Origin of the sequence: Idiomarina aquatica (genome assembly GCF_003987185.1) — a bacterium.
Lineage (GTDB): Bacteria > Pseudomonadota > Gammaproteobacteria > Enterobacterales > Alteromonadaceae > Idiomarina > Idiomarina aquatica.
The window spans coordinates 346,278-366,250 of the sequence record NZ_PIPS01000001.1 but is presented as its reverse complement, the minus strand read 5'-3'; the positions used below and the strand labels follow the sequence as shown (position 1 = coordinate 366,250).

The 19,973-nt window shown below is 53.5% G+C and carries 19 protein-coding genes and 5 tRNA genes; 5 read left to right on the top strand and 19 right to left on the bottom strand.

What is annotated here, in order from left to right:
- Positions 1-32: 32 nt before the first annotated feature.
- From lnt to CWE23_RS01875, 6 genes are all read right to left on the bottom strand, one after another.
- On the bottom strand, positions 33-1,601 hold the full coding sequence (lnt, locus tag CWE23_RS01900) for an apolipoprotein N-acyltransferase (RefSeq protein ID WP_187346278.1): 1,569 nt from the start codon (positions 1,599-1,601) through the stop codon (positions 33-35).
- Positions 1,598-2,482: a CNNM family magnesium/cobalt transport protein CorC gene (corC, locus tag CWE23_RS01895; RefSeq protein WP_105306040.1), complete on the bottom strand. Its 885-nt coding sequence runs from the start codon at positions 2,480-2,482 to the stop codon at positions 1,598-1,600. Before corC ends, lnt begins: the two co-directional genes overlap by 4 nt.
- Complete coding sequence (gene ybeY / locus CWE23_RS01890; protein ID WP_241970563.1) at positions 2,482-2,964, bottom strand: rRNA maturation RNase YbeY; 483 nt, start codon at positions 2,962-2,964, stop codon at positions 2,482-2,484. Before ybeY ends, corC begins: the two co-directional genes overlap by 1 nt.
- Positions 2,954-3,958, bottom strand: coding sequence for a PhoH family protein (locus tag CWE23_RS01885; protein ID WP_105306042.1), 1,005 nt, complete (start codon positions 3,956-3,958; stop codon positions 2,954-2,956). Before CWE23_RS01885 ends, ybeY begins: the two co-directional genes overlap by 11 nt.
- 28 nt (positions 3,959-3,986) lie before the next feature.
- Positions 3,987-5,426: a tRNA (N6-isopentenyl adenosine(37)-C2)-methylthiotransferase MiaB gene (miaB, locus tag CWE23_RS01880; protein WP_105306043.1), complete on the bottom strand. Its 1,440-nt coding sequence runs from the start codon at positions 5,424-5,426 to the stop codon at positions 3,987-3,989.
- 86 nt (positions 5,427-5,512) lie between these two features.
- Positions 5,513-6,379: a DMT family transporter gene (locus tag CWE23_RS01875; RefSeq protein WP_187346279.1), complete on the bottom strand. Its 867-nt coding sequence runs from the start codon at positions 6,377-6,379 to the stop codon at positions 5,513-5,515.
- Positions 6,380-6,497: 118 nt separating this feature from the next.
- Here CWE23_RS01875 and CWE23_RS01870 point away from each other — a divergent pair, with 118 nt between their 5' ends.
- Entirely contained in the window at positions 6,498-7,613 is a 1,116-nt protein-coding gene (locus CWE23_RS01870; RefSeq protein WP_105306045.1) for an FAD-dependent oxidoreductase, read from the top strand.
- Between the two features lie 99 nt (positions 7,614-7,712).
- On the opposite strand, the gene CWE23_RS01865 is transcribed toward CWE23_RS01870, so the two are convergent.
- The 7 genes from CWE23_RS01865 to CWE23_RS01835 all read right to left on the bottom strand — a co-directional run bounded on the left by CWE23_RS01865 (position 7,713) and on the right by CWE23_RS01835 (position 10,429).
- Positions 7,713-7,799, bottom strand: a tRNA-Leu gene (locus CWE23_RS01865).
- Between the two features lie 15 nt (positions 7,800-7,814).
- Positions 7,815-7,889: transfer RNA gene (locus tag CWE23_RS01860), tRNA-Gln, on the bottom strand.
- Between the two features lie 47 nt (positions 7,890-7,936).
- Positions 7,937-8,011 (bottom strand) — tRNA-Gln (locus CWE23_RS01855).
- A 23-nt stretch (positions 8,012-8,034) separates the two neighbouring features.
- A tRNA-Leu gene (locus tag CWE23_RS01850) sits at positions 8,035-8,119 on the bottom strand.
- 19 nt (positions 8,120-8,138) lie between these two features.
- A tRNA-Met gene (locus tag CWE23_RS01845) sits at positions 8,139-8,215 on the bottom strand.
- A gap of 161 nt (positions 8,216-8,376) precedes the next feature.
- The gene (locus CWE23_RS01840) at positions 8,377-9,039 is read right to left on the bottom strand and encodes an SDR family oxidoreductase (protein ID WP_126819228.1); all 663 of its coding nucleotides are present in this window, start codon (positions 9,037-9,039) and stop codon (positions 8,377-8,379) included.
- 1 nt (position 9,040) lies between these two features.
- Positions 9,041-10,429 carry a class II fumarate hydratase gene (locus CWE23_RS01835; RefSeq protein ID WP_126819227.1) on the bottom strand — a complete coding sequence of 463 codons (1,389 nt, stop codon included), beginning with the start codon at positions 10,427-10,429 and terminating at the stop codon, positions 9,041-9,043.
- 152 nt (positions 10,430-10,581) lie between these two features.
- On the opposite strand from CWE23_RS01835, the gene CWE23_RS01830 reads away from it, so the two are divergent.
- From CWE23_RS01830 to CWE23_RS01815, 4 genes are read left to right on the top strand one after another with little or no spacing between them, the layout of a single operon-like run.
- Positions 10,582-11,259: a methylamine utilization protein gene (locus CWE23_RS01830; RefSeq protein WP_126819226.1), complete on the top strand. Its 678-nt coding sequence runs from the start codon at positions 10,582-10,584 to the stop codon at positions 11,257-11,259.
- Positions 11,256-13,532, top strand: a complete 2,277-nt coding sequence (locus CWE23_RS01825; RefSeq protein WP_126819225.1) for a putative bifunctional diguanylate cyclase/phosphodiesterase — start codon at positions 11,256-11,258, stop codon at positions 13,530-13,532. The genes CWE23_RS01830 and CWE23_RS01825 overlap by 4 nt, the downstream gene beginning before the upstream one ends.
- A 13-nt stretch (positions 13,533-13,545) precedes the next feature.
- On the top strand, positions 13,546-14,370 hold the full coding sequence (locus tag CWE23_RS01820) for a DUF3034 family protein (RefSeq protein WP_241970562.1): 825 nt from the start codon (positions 13,546-13,548) through the stop codon (positions 14,368-14,370).
- 9 nt (positions 14,371-14,379) lie between these two features.
- Complete coding sequence (locus CWE23_RS01815) at positions 14,380-14,784, top strand: group I truncated hemoglobin (RefSeq protein WP_126819223.1); 405 nt, start codon at positions 14,380-14,382, stop codon at positions 14,782-14,784.
- A 51-nt stretch (positions 14,785-14,835) separates the two neighbouring features.
- Here the strand turns inward: CWE23_RS01815 and ychF are convergent, their stop codons facing one another.
- From ychF to lolB, 6 genes are all read right to left on the bottom strand, one after another.
- A complete protein-coding gene (gene ychF, locus CWE23_RS01810; protein ID WP_105306052.1) occupies positions 14,836-15,927 on the bottom strand; it encodes a redox-regulated ATPase YchF in 1,092 nt (363 codons plus the stop codon).
- Positions 15,928-15,933: 6 nt separating this feature from the next.
- Positions 15,934-16,530: an aminoacyl-tRNA hydrolase gene (gene pth, locus CWE23_RS01805; RefSeq protein ID WP_126819222.1), complete on the bottom strand. Its 597-nt coding sequence runs from the start codon at positions 16,528-16,530 to the stop codon at positions 15,934-15,936.
- Between the two features lie 14 nt (positions 16,531-16,544).
- Positions 16,545-17,213, bottom strand: a complete 669-nt coding sequence (locus CWE23_RS01800; protein WP_105306054.1) for a 50S ribosomal protein L25/general stress protein Ctc — start codon at positions 17,211-17,213, stop codon at positions 16,545-16,547.
- 166 nt (positions 17,214-17,379) lie between these two features.
- Positions 17,380-18,327 (bottom strand): ribose-phosphate pyrophosphokinase, encoded by a 948-nt coding sequence (locus CWE23_RS01795; protein WP_105306055.1) that lies wholly within the window; start codon positions 18,325-18,327, stop codon positions 17,380-17,382.
- A gap of 12 nt (positions 18,328-18,339) precedes the next feature.
- Positions 18,340-19,206: a 4-(cytidine 5'-diphospho)-2-C-methyl-D-erythritol kinase gene (gene ispE / locus CWE23_RS01790; RefSeq protein ID WP_105306056.1), complete on the bottom strand. Its 867-nt coding sequence runs from the start codon at positions 19,204-19,206 to the stop codon at positions 18,340-18,342.
- Positions 19,187-19,801 (bottom strand): lipoprotein insertase outer membrane protein LolB, encoded by a 615-nt coding sequence (lolB, locus tag CWE23_RS01785; protein WP_275046265.1) that lies wholly within the window; start codon positions 19,799-19,801, stop codon positions 19,187-19,189. Before lolB ends, ispE begins: the two co-directional genes overlap by 20 nt.
- Positions 19,802-19,973 lie beyond the last annotated feature (172 nt).

Here is a 19,973-nt window from a genome sequence, read left to right as displayed (position 1 = left end):
GAGGTACATTCCTGTAAAAATAAAAACCGTGTTTATTGTACTGATTTTTGCCCGTGCTGACCACGCCTGTTGCGCGCACGATTGAGCAAAGGCAAAAGTCCGATGAGGGCAAACAGCAAACTGCCGCTGTGACCTAAACGTGCAAACAGCGTTTGCCCACTGACTTGCGGTACTTCAGCCGATACTGTGGTGGCGGAGAACTGCGGTGCCATAGCGAGAATGCGGCCGAATTCATCGGTTAGCGCCGAAACACCGTTATTGGTCGCCCGTAACAGTGGCCGACCCAGTTCCTTGGCCCGCATTTGCGCGATTTGCATGTGCTGCCAGGGGCCGTGTGAATCACCAAACCAGGTGTCATTACTGATGGTTAACAGGTAGTCGGTACCGGCATGCGTGTTATCGCGCACCTGTTCGCTAAAGGCAATTTCGTAGCAAATGGCGGTATTTAACTGGTGGCCGTTAGCCATCAGATTCGGCTGTTGGTAAGCGCCGCGACTGAACGACGACATCGGCAGGTTAAACAACGGCGCCAGTGGTCGCAGTAGAGATTCAAACGGTACATACTCGCCAATCGGCAGCAACTGATGCTTTTGATAGCGGTTACTGTGACCATATTGATAAGGCTGTTCCAGCGCCTGCTCGGCGTGTTCCTGACCGAGTACAATGACACTGTTGTAAAAATCATCGTTCAATTGTTGATAGTCGATGATGCCGGTGACCAGCGCTGCGCCGTTGACACTGGCTGCCTGATCAATATTGTACAGCACATCATCGGCATAAGGTTCGAGGGCGGTGATGGCCGATTCCGGCCAGACGATGATGTCATGCTGATATTGCGGGCGGGTTAAATCAAGGTAGCGTAAAATATTCGGCCATTGTTGGTCGGCTCGCCATTTTAACGATTGCTGGACATTACCCTGTACCAACAACACCGAGGTGCTGTCAGCCGCACGCTGCAACGGTTGCAGTAGCGGCGACAGCCAGGCTAACACAATCAACACGACCACCAGTAGGGCATTGTGGGCACGTCGGTAGCGCAGCCCGGTGACTATCGCCAGCGCGATAAACCACAGCGCCACGGTAATGCCATATTGACCCACTGACGGAGCCAGCCCGCCCAGTAAGGCATCGGTTTGGGTGTAACCAAGTCCAAGCCAGGGGAAACCGGTAAATAACCAGCCGCGCAGCGCTTCACAGAGAAGCCAAATCAGCGGCAGGCTAAAACGCCATAATTCAGAGCGCTGACAGAGTTTGCGCCAGACCGAAAATGCCAGCGCCGGGTACAGTGCCAGATAGGCAACCAGCAACGCCAGTACCAGGACATTGGCAATGTCAGGCATGCCACCGTACTGGTCAATACTGACGTAGATCCAGCTGAGACCGGCAGCAAACCAACCAAAGCCAAACGCAAAGCCTCCGGCAAACGCCTGCTTGGGGGATAGGTTCCAGAGTAATGCCAGCGTTAGCGGCAGTATCCAGAACGGTAATATCGCGAGCTTGAACGGGGCATAGGCAAAGCACAAGGATGCGCCCAGTATCAGTAGCAGCAAATGGCGCAGCCACGCCGTTTGCTGCAGTTTACCGGGCAACGAGCGGATCACTCAGCTTTATCCTCGTCGTGCTTTTGCGTTTCCGGCAGGGTAACTTGCAGTTGCTGGATACGTCGTTTGTCGGCACTGGTCACCCGGAACACAAAGCCTGCTAAGGTGATTTCTTCACCCGGCTGTGGCAAGTGCCCAAACCCGTGTGCGACCAAGCCACCGACGGTGTCGTTTTCTTCGTCACTGAAGTCGCTGCCGAAGTAGTCATTAAAGTCTTCGATAGGAGTCAGCGCCTTAATCGAATAGCGGCTGGCGCTGAGGCGTTTGATGTTGGCTTTCTCGTCTTCATTGTGGTCGGTTTCATCTTCGATTTCACCGACAATTTCTTCGAGAATGTCCTCAATGGTGACCAACCCCGAGACGCCGCCGTATTCATCGACGACGATCGCCATATGGTAGCGGTTCGAGCGAAACTCTTTGAGCAACACATCAACCCGTTTGCTCTCCGGTACAATCACCGCAGGGCGCATAACTTCGGGGAGTGAAAAGCTCTCTTCATTAAAATTAAAGCCATAACTGAGCAGATCTTTCGCCAGTAAAATGCCTTCAACGTGATCTTTATTGTCGGTAACAACCGGGTAGCGGCTGTGCTGTGACTCGATCACAATAGGGAGAAAGTCTTCAACGGTTTGATTGATGTCGATGGTGACCATTTGCGAGCGTGGAATCATAATATCGCGAACTTTCAGTTCGGCGACATCAAGGACGCCCTCAATCATTTCCTTGGTATCGTTATCGATCAGGTCGCGTTCCTCTGCGTCCTGAATTAAATCGACAAGTTCTTCTCTGCTTTTCGGCTCCCCGGTGAAGACCTGTAGCAGCCGCGCCGCCCAAGACTTTTGAGAAGAGCCGTTGGCTGAGTGGGGGTTGTCGTCGCTCATCAAGCGTTTTGCTCCGTGTTAGTTGATACTTGGTATGGATCAGCGATGTTCAGCGAAGCAAGAATGTCTCTTTCCAATTGTTCCATCTGCTCAGCTTCATCGTCTTGTATATGATCATACCCCAGTAGGTGAAGCGTACCGTGGATCACCATATGCGTCCAGTGATCCAACAGTGCTTTGTGTTGTTGCTGCGCTTCTTCAGCAACTACATCGGCGCAAATAACCAAATCACCCAGTAACGGGATAGGTAATTGCACCGGTGCGTCAAAGGGAAACGATAACACGTTGGTGGCATAGTCACGGCCACGATAGGCCTTATTGAGTTGCAGACCTTCGTCTCTATCGACAATACGAATGGTCAGTTCGGCCGCGTCGAGCTCAGTAGAGGCGGCGCTGACAGCGGCGCTGACCCAGTGCTGCATTTGCTCGGCACTGGGCAGTTCGGTGGTCGTCGTTACGTTTATCTGGTAATCAAGCGTTATCGTCATGGGTTCTCTGACTGTCAAAATCGTCGTAAGCCTGGACAATACGCTGCACGACCGGATGCCGCACTACGTCACCGGCCTGGAAGAAGGTAAAGCTGATGTCTTCCACCTTACTCAGCACTTCGATGGCGTGACGTAAGCCGGAGCGTTGGCCGCGGGGCAAGTCGATTTGGGTAATGTCGCCGGTGATCACCGCGCGCGAGTTAAATCCAATACGGGTCAGGAACATTTTCATTTGTTCCATGGTGGTATTCTGACTTTCGTCAAGAATAATAAACGCATCATTTAAGGTGCGACCGCGCATATAGGCAAGGGGGGCTACTTCGATGACGTTGCGTTCGATCAGCTTCTCGACTTTCTCAAAGCCAAGCATCTCAAACAGCGCATCGTACAGTGGGCGCAGGTAAGGGTCGACTTTTTGTGCCAGGTCACCGGGTAAAAAACCCAGTTTTTCGCCGGCTTCGACTGCCGGGCGTGTCAGCAGTATTCGCCGCACCTCCTGGCGTTCCAGCGCATCGACAGCACAGGCAACGGCAAGATAGGTTTTACCGGTCCCGGCGGGACCAATACCAAAGTTGACATCGTGCGCCAAAATCGCACGGACGTAATCGGCCTGGCTGTGGTTACGCGGCTTGATCAGCCCGCGCTTGGTTTTAATGTGGGTCATCTTTTCCGATGCCGGGTCACCGCTGTCCTGCTCCAGCACTTTGGCCTGCTGAATAGCGAGGTGAACCTGTTGCGGTTCGATGCTGCCGGCCTGGCCTTTAACGGTGGCTGTTTCGACGTAAAGATCGCGCAGAATGTTCTGCACCGCAGACACCGTCAGGCTGGAGCCGATGAGGCGAAAATGGTGCCCCCGGTGGGTGATTTCGACACCAAGACGACGCTCAATGTGTTTGAGGTTGTCGTCAAAGGGACCGCAGAGATCGGAAAGCCGACGCAAATCCGCCGGCTCTAATTCAAACTCGAGTGTTTCAGTTCGTGGACTCAATCTATCCTCGTTTCATTGTGTGCATAAGCTATGACGCTTTCGGGGTTACCCGGGCAACGCCAAGTTCATCCGGTTCGTTGGCCCGACCGCGCTGTAAGATGGTTTCTGGTGCCGTATCGACGCGCAGACCCATGTCAGCTTCTTCACGCAGCAATTCGCCGCGCAGTGAGTTCGGTAATACTTCAGTAATTTTTACATCAACGAACTGCCCAATCATATGGGGCTGACCAACGAAGTTTACAACCCGGTTGTTTTCAGTACGTCCGGAAAGCTCCATTGGGTTCTTTTTCGATGGGCCGGTCACCAAAATACGCTGCTCTGTGTTCAGCATGCGGCGTGCGTGCGCCATCGACTGCTGATTAAGACGTTGTTGCAATAACTGCAAGCGTTGCTTTTTGGTCTCTTCGCTGACGTCATCCGGCAAATCCGCGGCGGGTGTACCCGGACGTGCACTGTAGATAAAGCTAAAGCTCATATCAAAATCAACCGCCTGGATCAGATCCATGGTGGCTTCAAAATCGGCGTCGGTTTCACCCGGGAAACCAATAATAAAGTCAGACGACATGGCCAGATCCGGACGCGCCTTTTTCAGTGCGCGGATTTTCGATTTGTACTCCAGCGCTGTATGGCCGCGTTTCATCATCGTCAAAATGCGATCGGAACCGCTTTGCACCGGTAAGTGCAGGTGGCTTACTAATTCCGGAATGGTTTTGTAAGCCTCGACGATGTCATCGGTAAATTCCACCGGGTGCGAGGTGGTGTAGCGAATGCGGTCGATACCGTCAATGGCGGCAACCAGATGCAGTAATTCGGCGAAACGGCATACTGACCCATCAAAGTTTTCGCCACGGTAGGCGTTGACGTTTTGTCCCAACAAGTTGACTTCACGCACGCCTTGTTCGGCGAGTTGCGCAATTTCGTAAATAACATCGTCCACCGGTCGGCTGACTTCTTCGCCACGGGTATAAGGAACAACACAGAACGAGCAGTATTTAGAGCAACCTTCCATGATCGACACAAAGGCACTGGCGCCATCGGCTTTAGGCTCCGGTAAGCGGTCAAACTTTTCAATTTCCGGGAAGGAGATGTCCACCATGGGCTGATGATGCTCGCCAACTTGTTTGATCATCTCCGGGAGTCGATGCAAGGTTTGCGGACCAAACACCAGATCAACGAAGGGCGCGCGGGTGCGAATGGCGTCGCCTTCCTGAGAGGCAACACAGCCGCCGACACCGATCAGCAAATCGGGATTGTCTTGTTTAAGGTTTTTCCAACGGCCCAGTTGATGAAAGACCTTTTCCTGAGCTTTTTCGCGGATAGAACAGGTATTCAACAGGATTAAGTCCGCTTGCTCCGCTTCATCCGTGAGTTCATAGCCATGGGTTGCATTCAGTAGATCCGCCATTTTGGCTGAATCGTACTCGTTCATCTGACAACCCCAGGTTTTTACATACAGTTTTTTACTCATGGTCTCTCAATTCTTTCTCTGACGTGTGGCCTTAAAAAGGGCGCATATTTTACCGCGTATAAGGGTGGAAAGCCAACCGATATCGGTCAACTTTTACGCCGGCTGCGAATGGCAAAATAACCTGCGGTCATAATGATCAGGGTTCCCCACAACATATGCCAGTAGACAGCCTCATCAAAGAACCAGTAGCCAAGCATAGCGGCAAATATCACAGAACTGTAGGTAAACACACCGATTTTTGCCGCCGGCGCGATGGAAAACGCCTTCGTCATGGCCAATTGACCGTAAACCGCCAAACCGCCCATCAGCGCCAGTCCGAGCCAGTTTTGTGGCGGGATAGGTTGCCATAACCAGAATAAGGGAATGGCCGAGGCGATGGTGGCAAAGCCGGAAAAATAGAACACAATTTTGCTGGTTGATTCGGTATCTGACATACGTCGAATCACGGTTTTGGTAAAAGCCGCTAAGGCGGCGGCGATGAACGCTACGGCGACCACCGGCGAAATGTCACTGCCCATCGGGTCGAGGAAAATAAACACCCCGACAAAGCCTAATGCGATCGCCAGCCAGGTCTGGCGCGAAACATAATCGCGCAACCACAGCCAGCCGATCACCGGAATTAAAAACGGCGACAGCAGCAGGACCAGCGTTGCCTGTGCCAGTGGAATGGTGGCGATGGCGTAGAAAAATAGGTACATCGCGGTGATGCCGGCAATGCCACGCACCACATGCAGCTTCCAGCGTTTTGTCGTTAATGCCGCCGGGCCTTTACGCCACAACCAGGGCAGTAATACCAAGAATGCCAGCACATTACGAAAGAACACTAATTGCTCGAAGTTTTGTGTTGCCGACAGGTGTTTTACCAGCGCACTGACACCGGCAAAACTGGCCTCCGCTGACAACAAAAGCAGTGAGCCGATGAGTACCGATTTACTGGATGCTTCGCTGTTCATCAAGGTTCAAGCGGGCCTGATTTAAGAAATGAGTCACTATGATAACGGAAATTCGAGTCAATTTGTGGTATTTATACGGGCGTTCATGCGCAGTAACAGAGTAACCGGGGAGAGCCAGATGAAACATTATGTAATTAACGGCGGTGGCATGGTCGGTGCAGCAGCGGCATTGGCGCTGAGTCGTGCCGGCAACCGGGTTACTGTGGTGGACGCACAGGCGCAGCCTGCACCGGGCGAGCACTGGGACTTGCGCATCTCGTCGGTTAATCAGAACCACTGGCAATGGCTGCTTGAACTGGGGGTCGGTGAAACCATTGATTGGCACAAGGTGCAACCTTATCAACAACTGTCGGTGACTACCCAAACGGGCGACGAACTGAGTTTTAGCGCGGCGGATGCTGATCTTGAGCAACTGGGGGTGATGGTTGAGAACAACAGCCTGCAGGCGGCGTTATGGCAGTGCGCTGAGGCCGACAGCCGGATTCGCTTAACAGCGGCCACCCGGATAGAGCAATTTCACCTGACACAGCAACGGCTGCAACTGAGTGGTGGCGAAACGCTCGATTACGACGTGCTGATCGGTGCCGATGGCGCCCAATCCGCGGTTGCACGCGCAGCGGCGATCGGTTATCGCGGTTGGGACTATGGTCAGCGCTGTCTGCTCGCCAACGTTAAGCTGCAGCGCCCGATTGCCGCGACCACCTGGGAAGTGTTCCGCCCCCAGGGGCCTTATGCGCTGTTGCCCTTAGGTGATAGCGAAGCTTGCCTGATCGATTATCGCAGTAACAGTGACATCAAAGCGCTCAGCCAGAATGCCGATACGTTGCAACGGGCATTGCAGGAAACCTTTGCCGCGCATATTGGCGACTTCGAACTGTTGCGCTACGCCAGTTTTGCGCTGCAACGTAAACATGCGTTGCGTTATCACCGCGGCGAAACGCTGGTGTTGATGGGGGATGCGGCGCATACCATTCATCCGCTGGCAGGGCAGGGCGTTAACCTGGGCTTTGCCGACGTTCGCTGTTACCTGGCCTGTGACGGCGATGTTGGGCGTTACCAGCGTGAGCGAGCCCGTGATGTGCAACGCACAATGCGCGCAATGGACCTGATTCACTGGGGTTTTCGCTCGCAAAACCCACTCTGTCAGCTTGGCCTAAAGGCGGCTTTTCGTGGCTTATCGTCCACCTGGCTGAAACAGCAAGTGATTGATTTTGCGATGCAAAAGGTGGAATAACGGGAAGGGCAAAAGACAGGCACAAAAAAACCACCTAAAAGGTGGTTATTTGTCGTTCTGCGTGAGCACCACGGGTTTTGTTTTATCAACATAACCTAATGGTGCGGAGGGAGGGACTTGAACCCTCACGTCCTTTCGGACACTAGCACCTGAAGCTAGCGCGTCTACCAATTCCGCCACCACCGCAGATTAAGTTAAGCTTGGCTGGGGCACCAGGGATCGAACCTGGGAATCGCGGGATCAAAACCCGCTGCCTTACCGCTTGGCTATGCCCCATCCAACTTAATACCGACTCACATTGTAGGTCTACAACGAACAGCTGATGGCTGGGGCACCAGGGATCGAACCTGGGAATCGCGGGATCAAAACCCGCTGCCTTACCGCTTGGCTATGCCCCAATTGTCAGCTATTCAAGAGAGATTGGTGCGGACGGAGAGACTTGAACTCTCACGCCGTGAGGCACTGGAACCTAAATCCAGCGTGTCTACCAATTCCACCACGTCCGCACAACAAGTGACAAAAGTTTGGTGGCTACGGCGGGATTCGAACCTGCGACCCCAGCATTATGAGTGCTGTGCTCTAACCAGCTGAGCTACGTAGCCTAAACTTTGTTGTGCATCTCTCTGTGAGTGCGGCGCGTATTATGCAAATCGCTTTGCCTACCGTCAACCTCTTTTTATGAAAAAAAGAGGGTTTTCGGCGCGACTGCTCAAAAAAACGCAAAAACGATGAATAAACGAACGAATCCGCAGCGCCGAGCCATTTACCAAGGCAATTCTTCACCGTTACTGTGGAAAAAACGACCACTTTTTTCCATATCCAGTTCATCAATCCGCTGGATCAGCCGTTGCGCAGCTTCACTGGCGGAAATATCACCGCGATGGCCGACCATATCGGTCTGTACATAACCCGGGTGAAGCAATACGACCGCAATGCCCTGGTCTTTTAAGTCCAGCGCCAGTGATTTGCCGGCCGCATTGAGCGCGGCTTTTGACATGCGGTAGCCGTAGCGACTGCCAGAACCGTTATCGGCTATCGACCCCATGCGGCTGGTGATCAATGCGACCTTACTGCCGTCGTGCAGGTTATCGAGTAACGCTTCGGTCACCCGCAGCGGCGCGATGGCATTCACTTCGTACTGCGCGCGCAGGCTGCCTGCGTCGATCTCACCCAGTTCGTCTTTATTCAGTAAACCGGCGTTATTGATAAGAATGTCGACGGTGGTGTCGCCGATGCTTTCCTGCATGCGCAACAAGTCCGCAGCTTTGGTGACATCAATACCTTCGATGATGGTGACATCCAGCTCGGTCAATTGCTTTGAGTTATTGCGGCATACCGCCGTTACGTTATAGCCGGCGTCGCAATACTGTTTGGCAAATTGAAAACCGATGCCGCGGTTGGCGCCGGTGATGACCACATGTTTCATACTACTCTCCTTGATTAACTCCGCCCTCAGTGAGCTTTTTCGGATCTAACAGACGCTCGAGTCTGGCGCGGTCGATGTCCGTCATTTGTTCGGCTACGTCAATGATGGCACGGCCTTCTTGATAGGCCTTTTTGGCGATTTCGGCAGCCTTGTTGTAACCGATAACCGGGTTCAGTGCGGTCACTAAAATGGGGTTTTTCGCCAGTGCTTCATTTAGCCGGTCCTGGTTAACGCTAAAGTCCGCGATGGCTTTATCGGCCAACGCCCGACAACTGTTGCTGAGCACGTCAATCGACTGCAGCAGGTTGTAGGCAATCACCGGTAACATCACATTCAGTTGGAAGTTGCCTTGCTGCGCGGCGGTGGTGATGGTGGTGTGATTACCGTTCACCTGTGCTGCCACCATCGCTACGGCTTCCGGAATCACCGGATTGACTTTGCCCGGCATGATGCTGCTACCCGGTTGCAAAGCGGTCAACTGAATTTCGCCCAACCCGGCCAACGGACCGCTGTTCATCCAGCGCAAATCGTTGCTGATTTTTAGCAAGGTGGTGGCCAGCGTATTGAGCTGCCCATGCAACTGTAAATTCAGTTCCTGACCGGCAATACCGGTAAATGGATTTGGCGAGTGCCTGAACTCGCTGCCGGTTAACTCACTCAGATGTCGGGCAAAAGCTTGGGCAAACCCCTGCGGTGCATTGATACCGGTGCCGATGGCGGTACCGCCCTGCGGTAATACCCGGCTGTGTTGCAGCAGTTGTGGCAGTTGTTGCGCGCTATGATCCAATTGCCCGGCCCAACTGTCCAGCTCCTGTGCCAGTGTCATCGGCATCGCATCCATTAAGTGGGTGCGGCCGGTTTTGACCACCTCACGCAGCGATACCGCTTTAGCCCGGATGCTTTCAATAAGATGCTTGAGCGCCGGTTGCAACTGCTGCTCGGTATTCAACACACTGGCCAGCTGAATGGCGGTCGGGATGACATCATTGCTGGACTGGCTCTGATTGACATGGTCATTCGGGTGTACGTCGACACCTTGCTGTTTGCAGAGGTTGGCAATCACCTCGTTGACGTTCATATTGGAACTGGTGCCGGAGCCGGTCTGAAAAACGTCGATCGGAAAATGTTCCCGGTGCTGTCCGTCGATCAGTTGTTGGGCGGCGGCAACGATGGCATCGGCCTGCGCCTGGCTTAAACTGCCGACCTCGACGTTGGCTTTAGCGGCGGCGGCCTTAACGTAGGCGATGGCGGTTATCATTTCACTCGGCAGGGTAAGCCGACTGATGTTAAAATTGTCCACCGCCCGTTGAGTCTGAGCCGCATACAGGGCATGTTCCGGCACCTGTACGTCGCCCATGCTGTCGCGTTCAGTACGATATCCTTCCGTCATGGCGTGCACCTCCTTTAAGGTAAACGGCAAAAGTTTCGCTATAGGTATAACACACTACGCCGCTCATGGAGTGAAGATCACCGCTTGCGGCGCTTGCACATTCGGCCGCAACGGGTAATCTAGAACGATAGATAAAAAATAAGGATGAGCTTTTGACCTTACGCCACTTTTTCATTGTGTTGACGGCCTGTTCCGGTATCGCCGTTGCGGCAGCGACGGCTGCCAACGAAATGACCGTTAATATTGTCGATAAAACGGGCCAACCGCTCGCCAATGCAGTGTTGATGATTGATGATGGGCTGTTAACAGAAGCGGCTCGCAGTGAAGCATCGGCGCACATCATTGACCAGGTTGATCGTCAGTTTACGCCGTTCATGACGGCGGTAAAGACGGGCAGTACCATTACCTTTCCGAACAGCGATAATATTCGCCACCATGTGTACTCCTTTTCACAGCCAAAGCCGTTTGAATTAAAACTGTACGCGGACGGTGAGCGTCCGTCGCTGCGGTTTGAGCAACCGGGGCTGGTCACTCTGGGCTGCAATATTCACGACCAAATGATTGCCCACATTGTTATCAGTGACCGCCGCACCGCCTTTGTCAGTGATCCGCGCGGCAAGATCAGGCTGAGTCTGGCTCAGTCCGCGGCATCGTCGGTGTCGGCGACGCTCTGGCATCCGTGGCAGGGTGCTGATCTCAGTCACGCACGGTCGGTGCAACTTAATCCCACTGAGCAGCAGACATTACAACTTGAGGTAACGGCGCCGGCACCGCCGGAGCCGCCAAAATCGCGTTTACAGCAACGCTTTAACCGCACGGGTAATCAATGATTAACAGCTTTCGTACGCGTCTGATCGTTATTCTGCTGCTGTTGGTTGCCGGTGCCATTACGGTGTCACTGACGGCCATCGGCATTGCGGTAAAGCAACAAGTGCAGCGTTCTATTCAGCAGGAGCTGAGCGTCAGTGACCGGGTGTTTCGTGAATTGTTGGACAACCGCAGTGCGTTGTTAAAACAGGCGGCCGAAGTATTAACGGACGATTTTGGCTTCAAACGGGCGGTGGCTACCGGTGATCGCGACACCATTGTGTCGGCGCTGGTTAATCATGGTGAACGCATCGATACCGAGTTAATGGTGTTACGGGCGCCCGATGGGCGTGAAATCGCCGCAACCCATTCGTTGTCGGCGGCGACGATTGAGAACACGCAAAACGACAGCCGTCAGCAGCTCGCCTTGATCGAAGGCCAATTGTTCCAGCTGATTACTGTTCCGGTGAACGCGCCGCAACTGATTGCGCGGGCAACTCTGGGGTTTGCCGTTGATTCTGCGTTAGCGCAGCAATTACAGAGCCTGGCAAACGCCGACATCAGTCTGTGGCTGGAATCGACGCAGGGCATACTGGCTTCCAGCCTGAATGAAGAGCAGCAACAGCAATTGCAACAGAATCTGGCCACTTCAACCGCGGTGGAACATTGGTTACAACAGCAGTCACTGGTGGGGCAGGAAGCGCTATTGGTTACTGCCGATAATGAAACCGTGCATGTTCTGTTGTCGGCCTCGCTGGCGGAGGCGATGGCGGAATTCGAGCGGCTGCAGTTACAAATGGTCGTCATTGCGCTACTGGCATTGTTGCTGGCAACCTTGGTGGCGCTGGTGATGGCGCGCAGTGTATCGCGGCCGCTGGACAAACTGACCCGAGCGGCCAAGCAATTGCAGCGCGGCGACTACAGTAAATTACGGTTGGAGCAACGCGGCGATGAATTCGGTGAACTGGCGACGACCTTTGATTCAATGCGGGATGCGATTTCGCAGCGTGAGCAACGAATTTCCTTCCAGGCCACTCATGATCAACTGACCGCGCTGCCGAACCGACGCTATTTTGCGAAGCAGTTACAGGCGAAATTGCAGGCCGGGGAATCCGGAAGTCTGTTGTTGCTTAATATCCATCAATTTCGACGCTTAAATGACACCCTGGGGCAGCAGGTGGGTGATCAGGTGCTGCGGCAGATTGCCAACCGGCTCGGCTCCGTTAACGGCGTCAGTTTGCTGGCGAGGGTCGGCGGCGACGAGTTTGCATTGGTGTTGAAGCAGCCCATCGAGTCGGCACAGGATGCCTTTGTCGAGGATTTGCTGGAGCAGTTGCAAGCGCCGGTAAAAGTTGGTGAAAGCGACTACCCGGTCAGTTTTCACTGTGGGGTGGTGCGCTTTCCGCAGCAGGGAGACGAGTTTGATACCTTGCTGCGGCGGGTTCAAGTGAGCGCACAGCAGGCTAAACACGAGCAAACCTTTCTGTATTGCTACAGCAGTGGCCTGGATGAACAGCATTTGCGTCAATTGCATATTCTTGAGCAACTGCAGCAGGCAGTGGCGCGCGATGAACTGACGCTGCTGTTGCAGCCCAAAATTGACTGTCGCAGTGGCCGTACGATAGGCGCTGAACTGCTGTTGCGCTGGCATAACCAACAATTGGGTTTTGTCGGGCCGGATGAGTTCATTCCGTTGGCTGAGCAGTCAGGGTTGATAAAACGATTGACGCGCTGGGTCTGTGAACGGGCGGTTGAGCTGCTGGAGCAACTGCCGGTAGACAGTGAACACTTTAGTCTCAGTGTGAACTTGTCGGCGGTTGACCTGCTCAGCGATGAGATTCTGGCGCTGATTGCCGATCTTGAGGTGCAGCGCCCGCAACTGAATCGCAATCTGGTACTGGAAGTGACCGAGAGTGCCATTGTCAGTGATCCAGACAACGCCATCGCCCGTCTTAACTGGTTACGCAATAAAGGCTACGGCGTATCCATAGACGACTACGGCACGGGCTATTCATCGCTGGCGCAGATGCGTCAGTTGCCGGTGACCGAACTTAAAATTGACCGTGCCTTTGTCCAACCGTTAGCCGACAGTGCGGTGGATCAATCCATTGTCCGCTCGACCATTCAATTGGCTCACGAACTGGGTTTGTACGTGGTGGCCGAAGGGGTCGAGGATGAACCAAGCTGGCGCTGGCTGCAACAGCAGGGCTGCGATGAATTACAAGGTTTTTATTTCAGCAAACCAATATCAGCAATTGATTTTGCGCAACGTTTACAAGGAGAGGCTCATGCATAAATGGCGGGCGGGCATGGTATTGGTGGCGTTTACACTGGTGCCCGGTGTCAGCTTTGCTGACAGCGGTTCAAAGTTACTCGCCACCGGCGGTGCCAGCACCATCGAAGGTGCCGGCGGTGGAGGCATTGTGCCCTGGGCGACGTTAAGCAGTTACGCGGATGTCGGCGAGTGGGGGGCAACGGTTAATGTCAGCGAAGTGGCGGTTGATGACTTTCGCTTGAGCGTACAGGGTGCGAGCTTATCCTGGAACAACCGTGTTGAAGTGTCCTATGCGAGACAAACCTTTGATCTGTCGACCATCGGCGGCGAATTAGAACAGAATATTTTGGGTGTCAAAGCGCGGCTGTTCGGCGATTTACTCTACGGTAACTTGCCGCAGGTGAGTGTCGGGTTACAACACAAAAGCAACCAGAGCTTTGCGCTGCCATCCGCGGTGGGGGCCACCGAAGACAGCGATACCGATTATTACCTGAGCGCCGCCAAGGCCTGGCTGGACGGGCCTTTTCACCGAACCTGGGTAGCCAATGTCACGGCGCGGCGAACGCGTGCTAACCAAATCGGCTTGCTTGGCTTTGGCGGCGATGTTGACGATTCAGCAGAGTGGGTGGCCGAGGCTTCGGTAGCGGCTTTTATCAACCGCTACTGGGCCGTCGGCGTTGAATACCGACAGAAGCCGGACAACTTATCCTTTGCCGACGAGCAGGACTGGCGTGATGTGTTTGTCGCCTATTTTCCATCAAAGCGAGTATCGATCGTTGGTGCCTACACCGATTTGGGCTCGATTGCCGGGCTCGATGATCAAACCGGTTGGTATCTGTCACTGCAGGCCGCATTTTAAGGAGACGCTATGAAAGCACTGATGTTAACTGCCGCGTTATTGCTGACACCACTGGCATCGGCACAGAGTTTGTACGACCAACTGGGGCAAAAACAAGGCATTTCGGCTATCGTTGAAGAGATGCTGTACCGCGTTGGCGGTGACGAACGCATTGTGCATCACTTTGATGGGGTAGACATTATGCGGGTGCATCAACTGATCACCGAGCAGGTCTGCAACGTGGTTGGCGGCCCCTGTGAGTACAGCGGCGAAAGCATGCGTGTGTCTCATGAAGGTATGGGCGTTACCCACGCCGACTTCAATGCGTTGGTGGAACACCTGATCGTGGCGATGGAAAAGCACGAGGTACCGGTGGCTGCCCAGAATCAATTGCTGGCAAAGCTGGCACCGATGTATGACGACATTGTTGAATGAGCATAAAAAAGCCGCTCGATGATGGAGCGGCTTGTTCGATAACCTTGGTACTTAAACGTTAAAGCGGAAGTGAATCACATCGCCGTCTTTAACGATGTATTCTTTACCTTCGAGACGCCATTTACCGGCATCTTTCGCACCTTGTTCGCCATTATGCGCAACAAAGTCCTCATAGCCAACCACTTCGGCACGGATAAAGCCTTTCTCGAAGTCAGTGTGGATGCGGCCTGCCGCTTGTGGTGCGGTCGCGCCCACTTTGACCGTCCAGGCACGAACTTCTTTTGGACCGGCGGTGAAATAGGTTTGCAGGTTCAACAACTCGTAACCGGCACGGATAACACGGTTAAGTCCTGGTTCGTCCTGCCCGATCTCAGACAGAAACTCTTCTTTGTCGGCGTCATCCAGTTCCGCAATTTCTGATTCGATGGCGGCACAAACCGGCACCACGACCGCGTTTTCTTTGCTGGCGATTTCGCGCACTTTATCCAGGTGCGGGTTGTTCTCAAAGCCATCTTCATTGACGTTGGCAATGTACATGGTGGGCTTGAGCGTCAGCAGGTTATACGAACGAATGGTCGCTAACTCATCTTTCGTTAAGCTCACCGAACGTGCCATTTCACCTTCGTCCAGTGCTGGCTTTAATTTTTCCAGTACGGCGATTTCGGCTTTGGCTTGAGCGTCACCGCCCTTGGCTTTTTTACCCAAACGATGCAACGACTTTTCGACCGAGTCTAAGTCGGCCAATGCCAATTCGGTGTTAATGGTGTCGATGTCGTCGGCCGGGTTAACGCCACCGCTGACGTGCACGATGTTATCGTCTTCGAAGCAGCGTACCACGTGACCGATGGCATCGGTTTCACGAATATTGGCTAAAAACTGGTTACCCAGACCTTCGCCCTGTGATGCACCCTTAACCAAACCTGCGATGTCAACAAACTCCATGGTGGTGGGTAAAAGCCGTTGCGGATTGACGATTTCGGCCAATTTATCCAGCCGCGGATCAGGCACAGGCACCACACCGGTGTTGGGTTCGATGGTACAAAACGGAAAGTTAGCGGCTTCGATACCGGCTTTGGTTAATGCGTTAAAAAGTGTCGATTTACCTACGTTAGGTAAGCCAACAATACCACAGCGAAATCCCATGATCTGTTAACCTTTCTGTTGTGGACGGTAGCTGTGCAGGCGCTGTAATGCCTCGGTCCAGCCTTGTTCCATTAATGTATCGATACTGCGACTGGCCTCATCGATGCAATCGTCGATCAGTCGCTGTTCTGTCGCGGGCGCTTTGCCGAGCACAAATCCGGTAACTTGCGACTTATGACCGGGATGCCCGATACCAATGCGTAGCCGCATAAAATCGGCACTGCCGATCTGCGCTATGATGTCTTTAATGCCGTTATGACCACCTGCACCGCCGCCTTTCTTGAATTTGGCAACACCAGGCGGTAAGTCGAGCTCGTCATAAGCCACTAAAATCGCATCGGCAGGAATTTTGTAAAAGTTGGCAATGTGTGCCACTGAAAAGCCACTGCGATTCATGAACGTTTGTGGTAGCACGATACGCAGATCGTGCGCACTTTGCTGATAACGGCCAACCCAGGCTTTGGATTTGTTATCGGGAGAGAGGCTAATGCCGTGTCGACGACAAAACGCTTCAACTAACCAAAAACCCGCGTTATGGCGGGTTTTTTCGTATTCGGGGCCTGGATTTCCCAGGCCCACTAATAGCTTAATGCTCGTTCCCATAGCAGGACGTCAGCTTACTCTTTGTCAGCGTCGTCTTTGCTTTTCTCGGCTGGGACGGCGTCAGCGGCTACGCTGTCTTCTTCGCTTGTTTCTTTCTCTACGCGTGGCGCAGTGATAGAAACAACCGCCTGGTCGTGGTCTTCGCCTTTCGTCAGCTCAACCAGTTCAACGCCCGTTGGCAGTTTCAGGTCAGACAGGTGCAGTGTGTCGCCGATGCTCATGTCTGCTACGTCAACTTCCAGGTACTCTGGTAAGTCTTTTGGCAATACCATGATTTCTACATCGTTAACGTGGTGAACAACAACACCGCCTTCTTCTTTAACGCCTTTCGCCGTGGTTTCGTTCAAGAAGTGCAGAGGCAGGTTAGTGTGCAACTTGTGACCTTTTTCAACACGTTGGAAGTCTAAGTGAGTCAACTTAGGCTTGTACGGGTGACGTTGCATGTCTTTCAGGATGGCTTGTTCTTTTTTGCCATCGATGTCTAACGTCAGGATGTGTGAATAAAAGGCTTCGTAGTCGGCCATGTTATTCACTTTGTTGTGGTCAAGTTCCAGTGCGACAGGTTCGCCTTTACCACCGTAAAGGATAGCTGGCACTTTGTCCGCGTGACGTAGGCGGCGGCTCGCACCTTTCCCCTTGTCCGCACGAACGGTAGCTTTGATTGTAAAGTCTAATTTAGCCATGATAGTGGGCTCTCATTGTTAATGTGTTAATTTGTCGTCACTCGCGACCAAGTGGCGACCCAGATACTTCAAAACCGACTCTTGAGCCGGTTTCCGAAGGCGCGCAATAGTACCACCGCAGCGGTACCATTGCAATGGCTTATGCGGTCTTACTGAGCGGTTTCACTCAGTAATCAAACATCGCCGAAATGGATTCTTCATTACTGACCCGACGCAGTGCTTCTGACAGCATGCCGGATAGCGTCAACTGGGTGACTTTACCGGTTGCTTTCATTTCTTCACTGAGCGGGATGCTGTCGGTAACGATGAATTCATCGATGTCCGATTCCATGATGTTTTTAACCGCATTGCCGGAAAATACCGGGTGAGTGGCGTAGGCAAACACGCGCTTGGCACCGTGTTGCTTGAGCGCTTCCGCGGCTTTACACAGCGTACCGCCGGTATCAATCATGTCGTCGACGATGATGCAGTCACGACCTTTAACGTCACCGATAATGTGCATGACCTGAGAAACGTTAGCGGATGGGCGGCGTTTATCAATGATGGCTAAATCGGTGTCGTCCATCAGTTTGGCGAATGCGCGGGCGCGCACCACACCGCCGATGTCCGGTGATACTACGGCAGGATTCTCAAACTGTTGCTTGCGCATGTGTTCCAGCAGTACCGGTGTACCAAACACATTATCAACCGGTACGTCAAAGAAGCCTTGAATCTGCTCGGCGTGTAGGTCAACGGTAAGCACGCGGTCAACACCGACGCTGGACAGGAAGTCAGCGACGACTTTCGCGGTGATTGGAACACGTGCTGAGCGCACACGACGATCCTGACGGGCATAACCAAAGTACGGCATGACCGCGGTGATGCGTCCGGCCGACGCGCGGCGCAGAGCGTCAACCATAACGATAAGCTCCATCAGGTTATCGTTAGTGGGAGCACAGGTTGACTGCAATAAAAAAACGTCCGAGCCACGGACGTTTTCATTGATAGAGACACTGATTTCACCGTCGCTAAAGCGGCCGACGGAGGCTTCGCCCAGCTTAATATACAGGCGATCGGCGATCTTCTGGGCAAGTTCTGGTGTGGCGTTACCAGCAAAGAGTTTCATGTCAGGCACAACAAACCTCGACTAATATTGGGTTAATGTCCGGATAAGCGATGAACGGTTCTGGCCTTGCGCAACAAAACTTTGCAGGTCGCTAAACTGCTGTTGCGCGCTGAGTGCAGCATCTTGCGTGTCAAAGCGTGCAAATAAACACGCGCCGCTGCCAGTGAGCCGAGTCGGTGCGTATTGTAGCAACCGCTCGCGCAATTTGGCAACTTCGGGGTATAGAGCACAGACCACCGGTTCAAACACGTTGGCGGTGTTGTCCAGTGACCAGTCGTCGACGCTCAGTTGGACACAGTCGCGCTGTAGGTGCGGATGCTGGAACAGCGCGGCGGTCGCAATCGACACCTTCGGTTTTACCACCAGGTACCAGGGGGTTGCCGGTTCGACGTTAATGAACCGTTCGCCGACCCCTTCAGCAAAAGCCGCGTGGCCATGAATAAAAATGGGCACATCAGCACCCAGAGTCAGCCCCAGCTGCAATAACTCGGCCTGCGACAGCGGCTGCTGCCATAAGTGATTTAGGCCAACCAGGGTGGTGGCAGCATCGGACGAACCACCGCCGAGGCCGGCGCCCTGCGGTAAGCGCTTACTCAGCGTGATGTCAGCCCCAGTAGTGGCGAGGCCTTTCGCCGCGGCGGCCTGTTGCAAGGCGTTGGCGGCCCGAACCACGAGGTTATCGGCGTAGGCAACGCCACTGTGGCTATCCTGCAACTGGATGCGCTGATCCGTGCGCCGGGAAAACTGCAGTTGATCACCGTAGTCTAAAAACTGAAAAACCGTTTGCAGGTTATGGTAACCGTCGTGGCGACGGCCGACGATGTGTAAAAACAAGTTGAGTTTTGCCGGTGCCGGCAACGTCATGGTGTCAGTCTTGTACGGCGTCATTAGGTGCTAATTCCGGGCTGATTTGCCAATCATTTAACTGCAGTTTAATGCGTAACTGGTTGGATTCTAAATGAATTTGTTGCGGCAGTAATTGCTCGCCGTAAAACCATTGCAGTGACCAAACTTGTCCGGCGGCGGTGTGCACGTCGGCCTTGGCGATGCGGCCGCCGGCAATAAAGGCGCGCTGTTGCAACGATGGGGTGACTTTACCCAATACCCATTGGCTCAGGGCATTAACCGGCAGTTTAAGGCCGAGCACCCGATGCAGCAGGCGCTCGGCTGAACGATCCTGATACTGTTCGCCGTCGGCGTTAAGTTGCGCGCCCTGCGGTGTGATGGTCAGGCTGGCCAATTGACCTTTTAACGGGTGTGAAAAGCGCAGGTTTTGGTGTTGGTCGGGTTGCCGCTGCCAATCCCAGTTAAGATACAAACCGTCGCGTTCATCGTTGGCTTTTTGCACGATCGCAAGCCGCGCCGATAAGCGCCATCGAAAAATTGAATCCAACCGCTGCTGGTGTTCTGTCACGGCGGCATAATCGGTATTTTCAAGAATCGTCTGTGGCGCCGGTGTGGGCATCGAACAGCCCGCCAGCATTAGTGCCCAAAAGCTTGTAACGGTGTAAAGCGAACGGCGGTAGAAAGCGGTTAACACTCGAGCTAATTCCTGACCAGTTAATCTCCTATTCAGTGGAACAGAAAGCGGCGCCACTTTCAATGATAAAGGCTTTCACGTACAATCGGCGCACTTATAACTGACCACGTTGAGA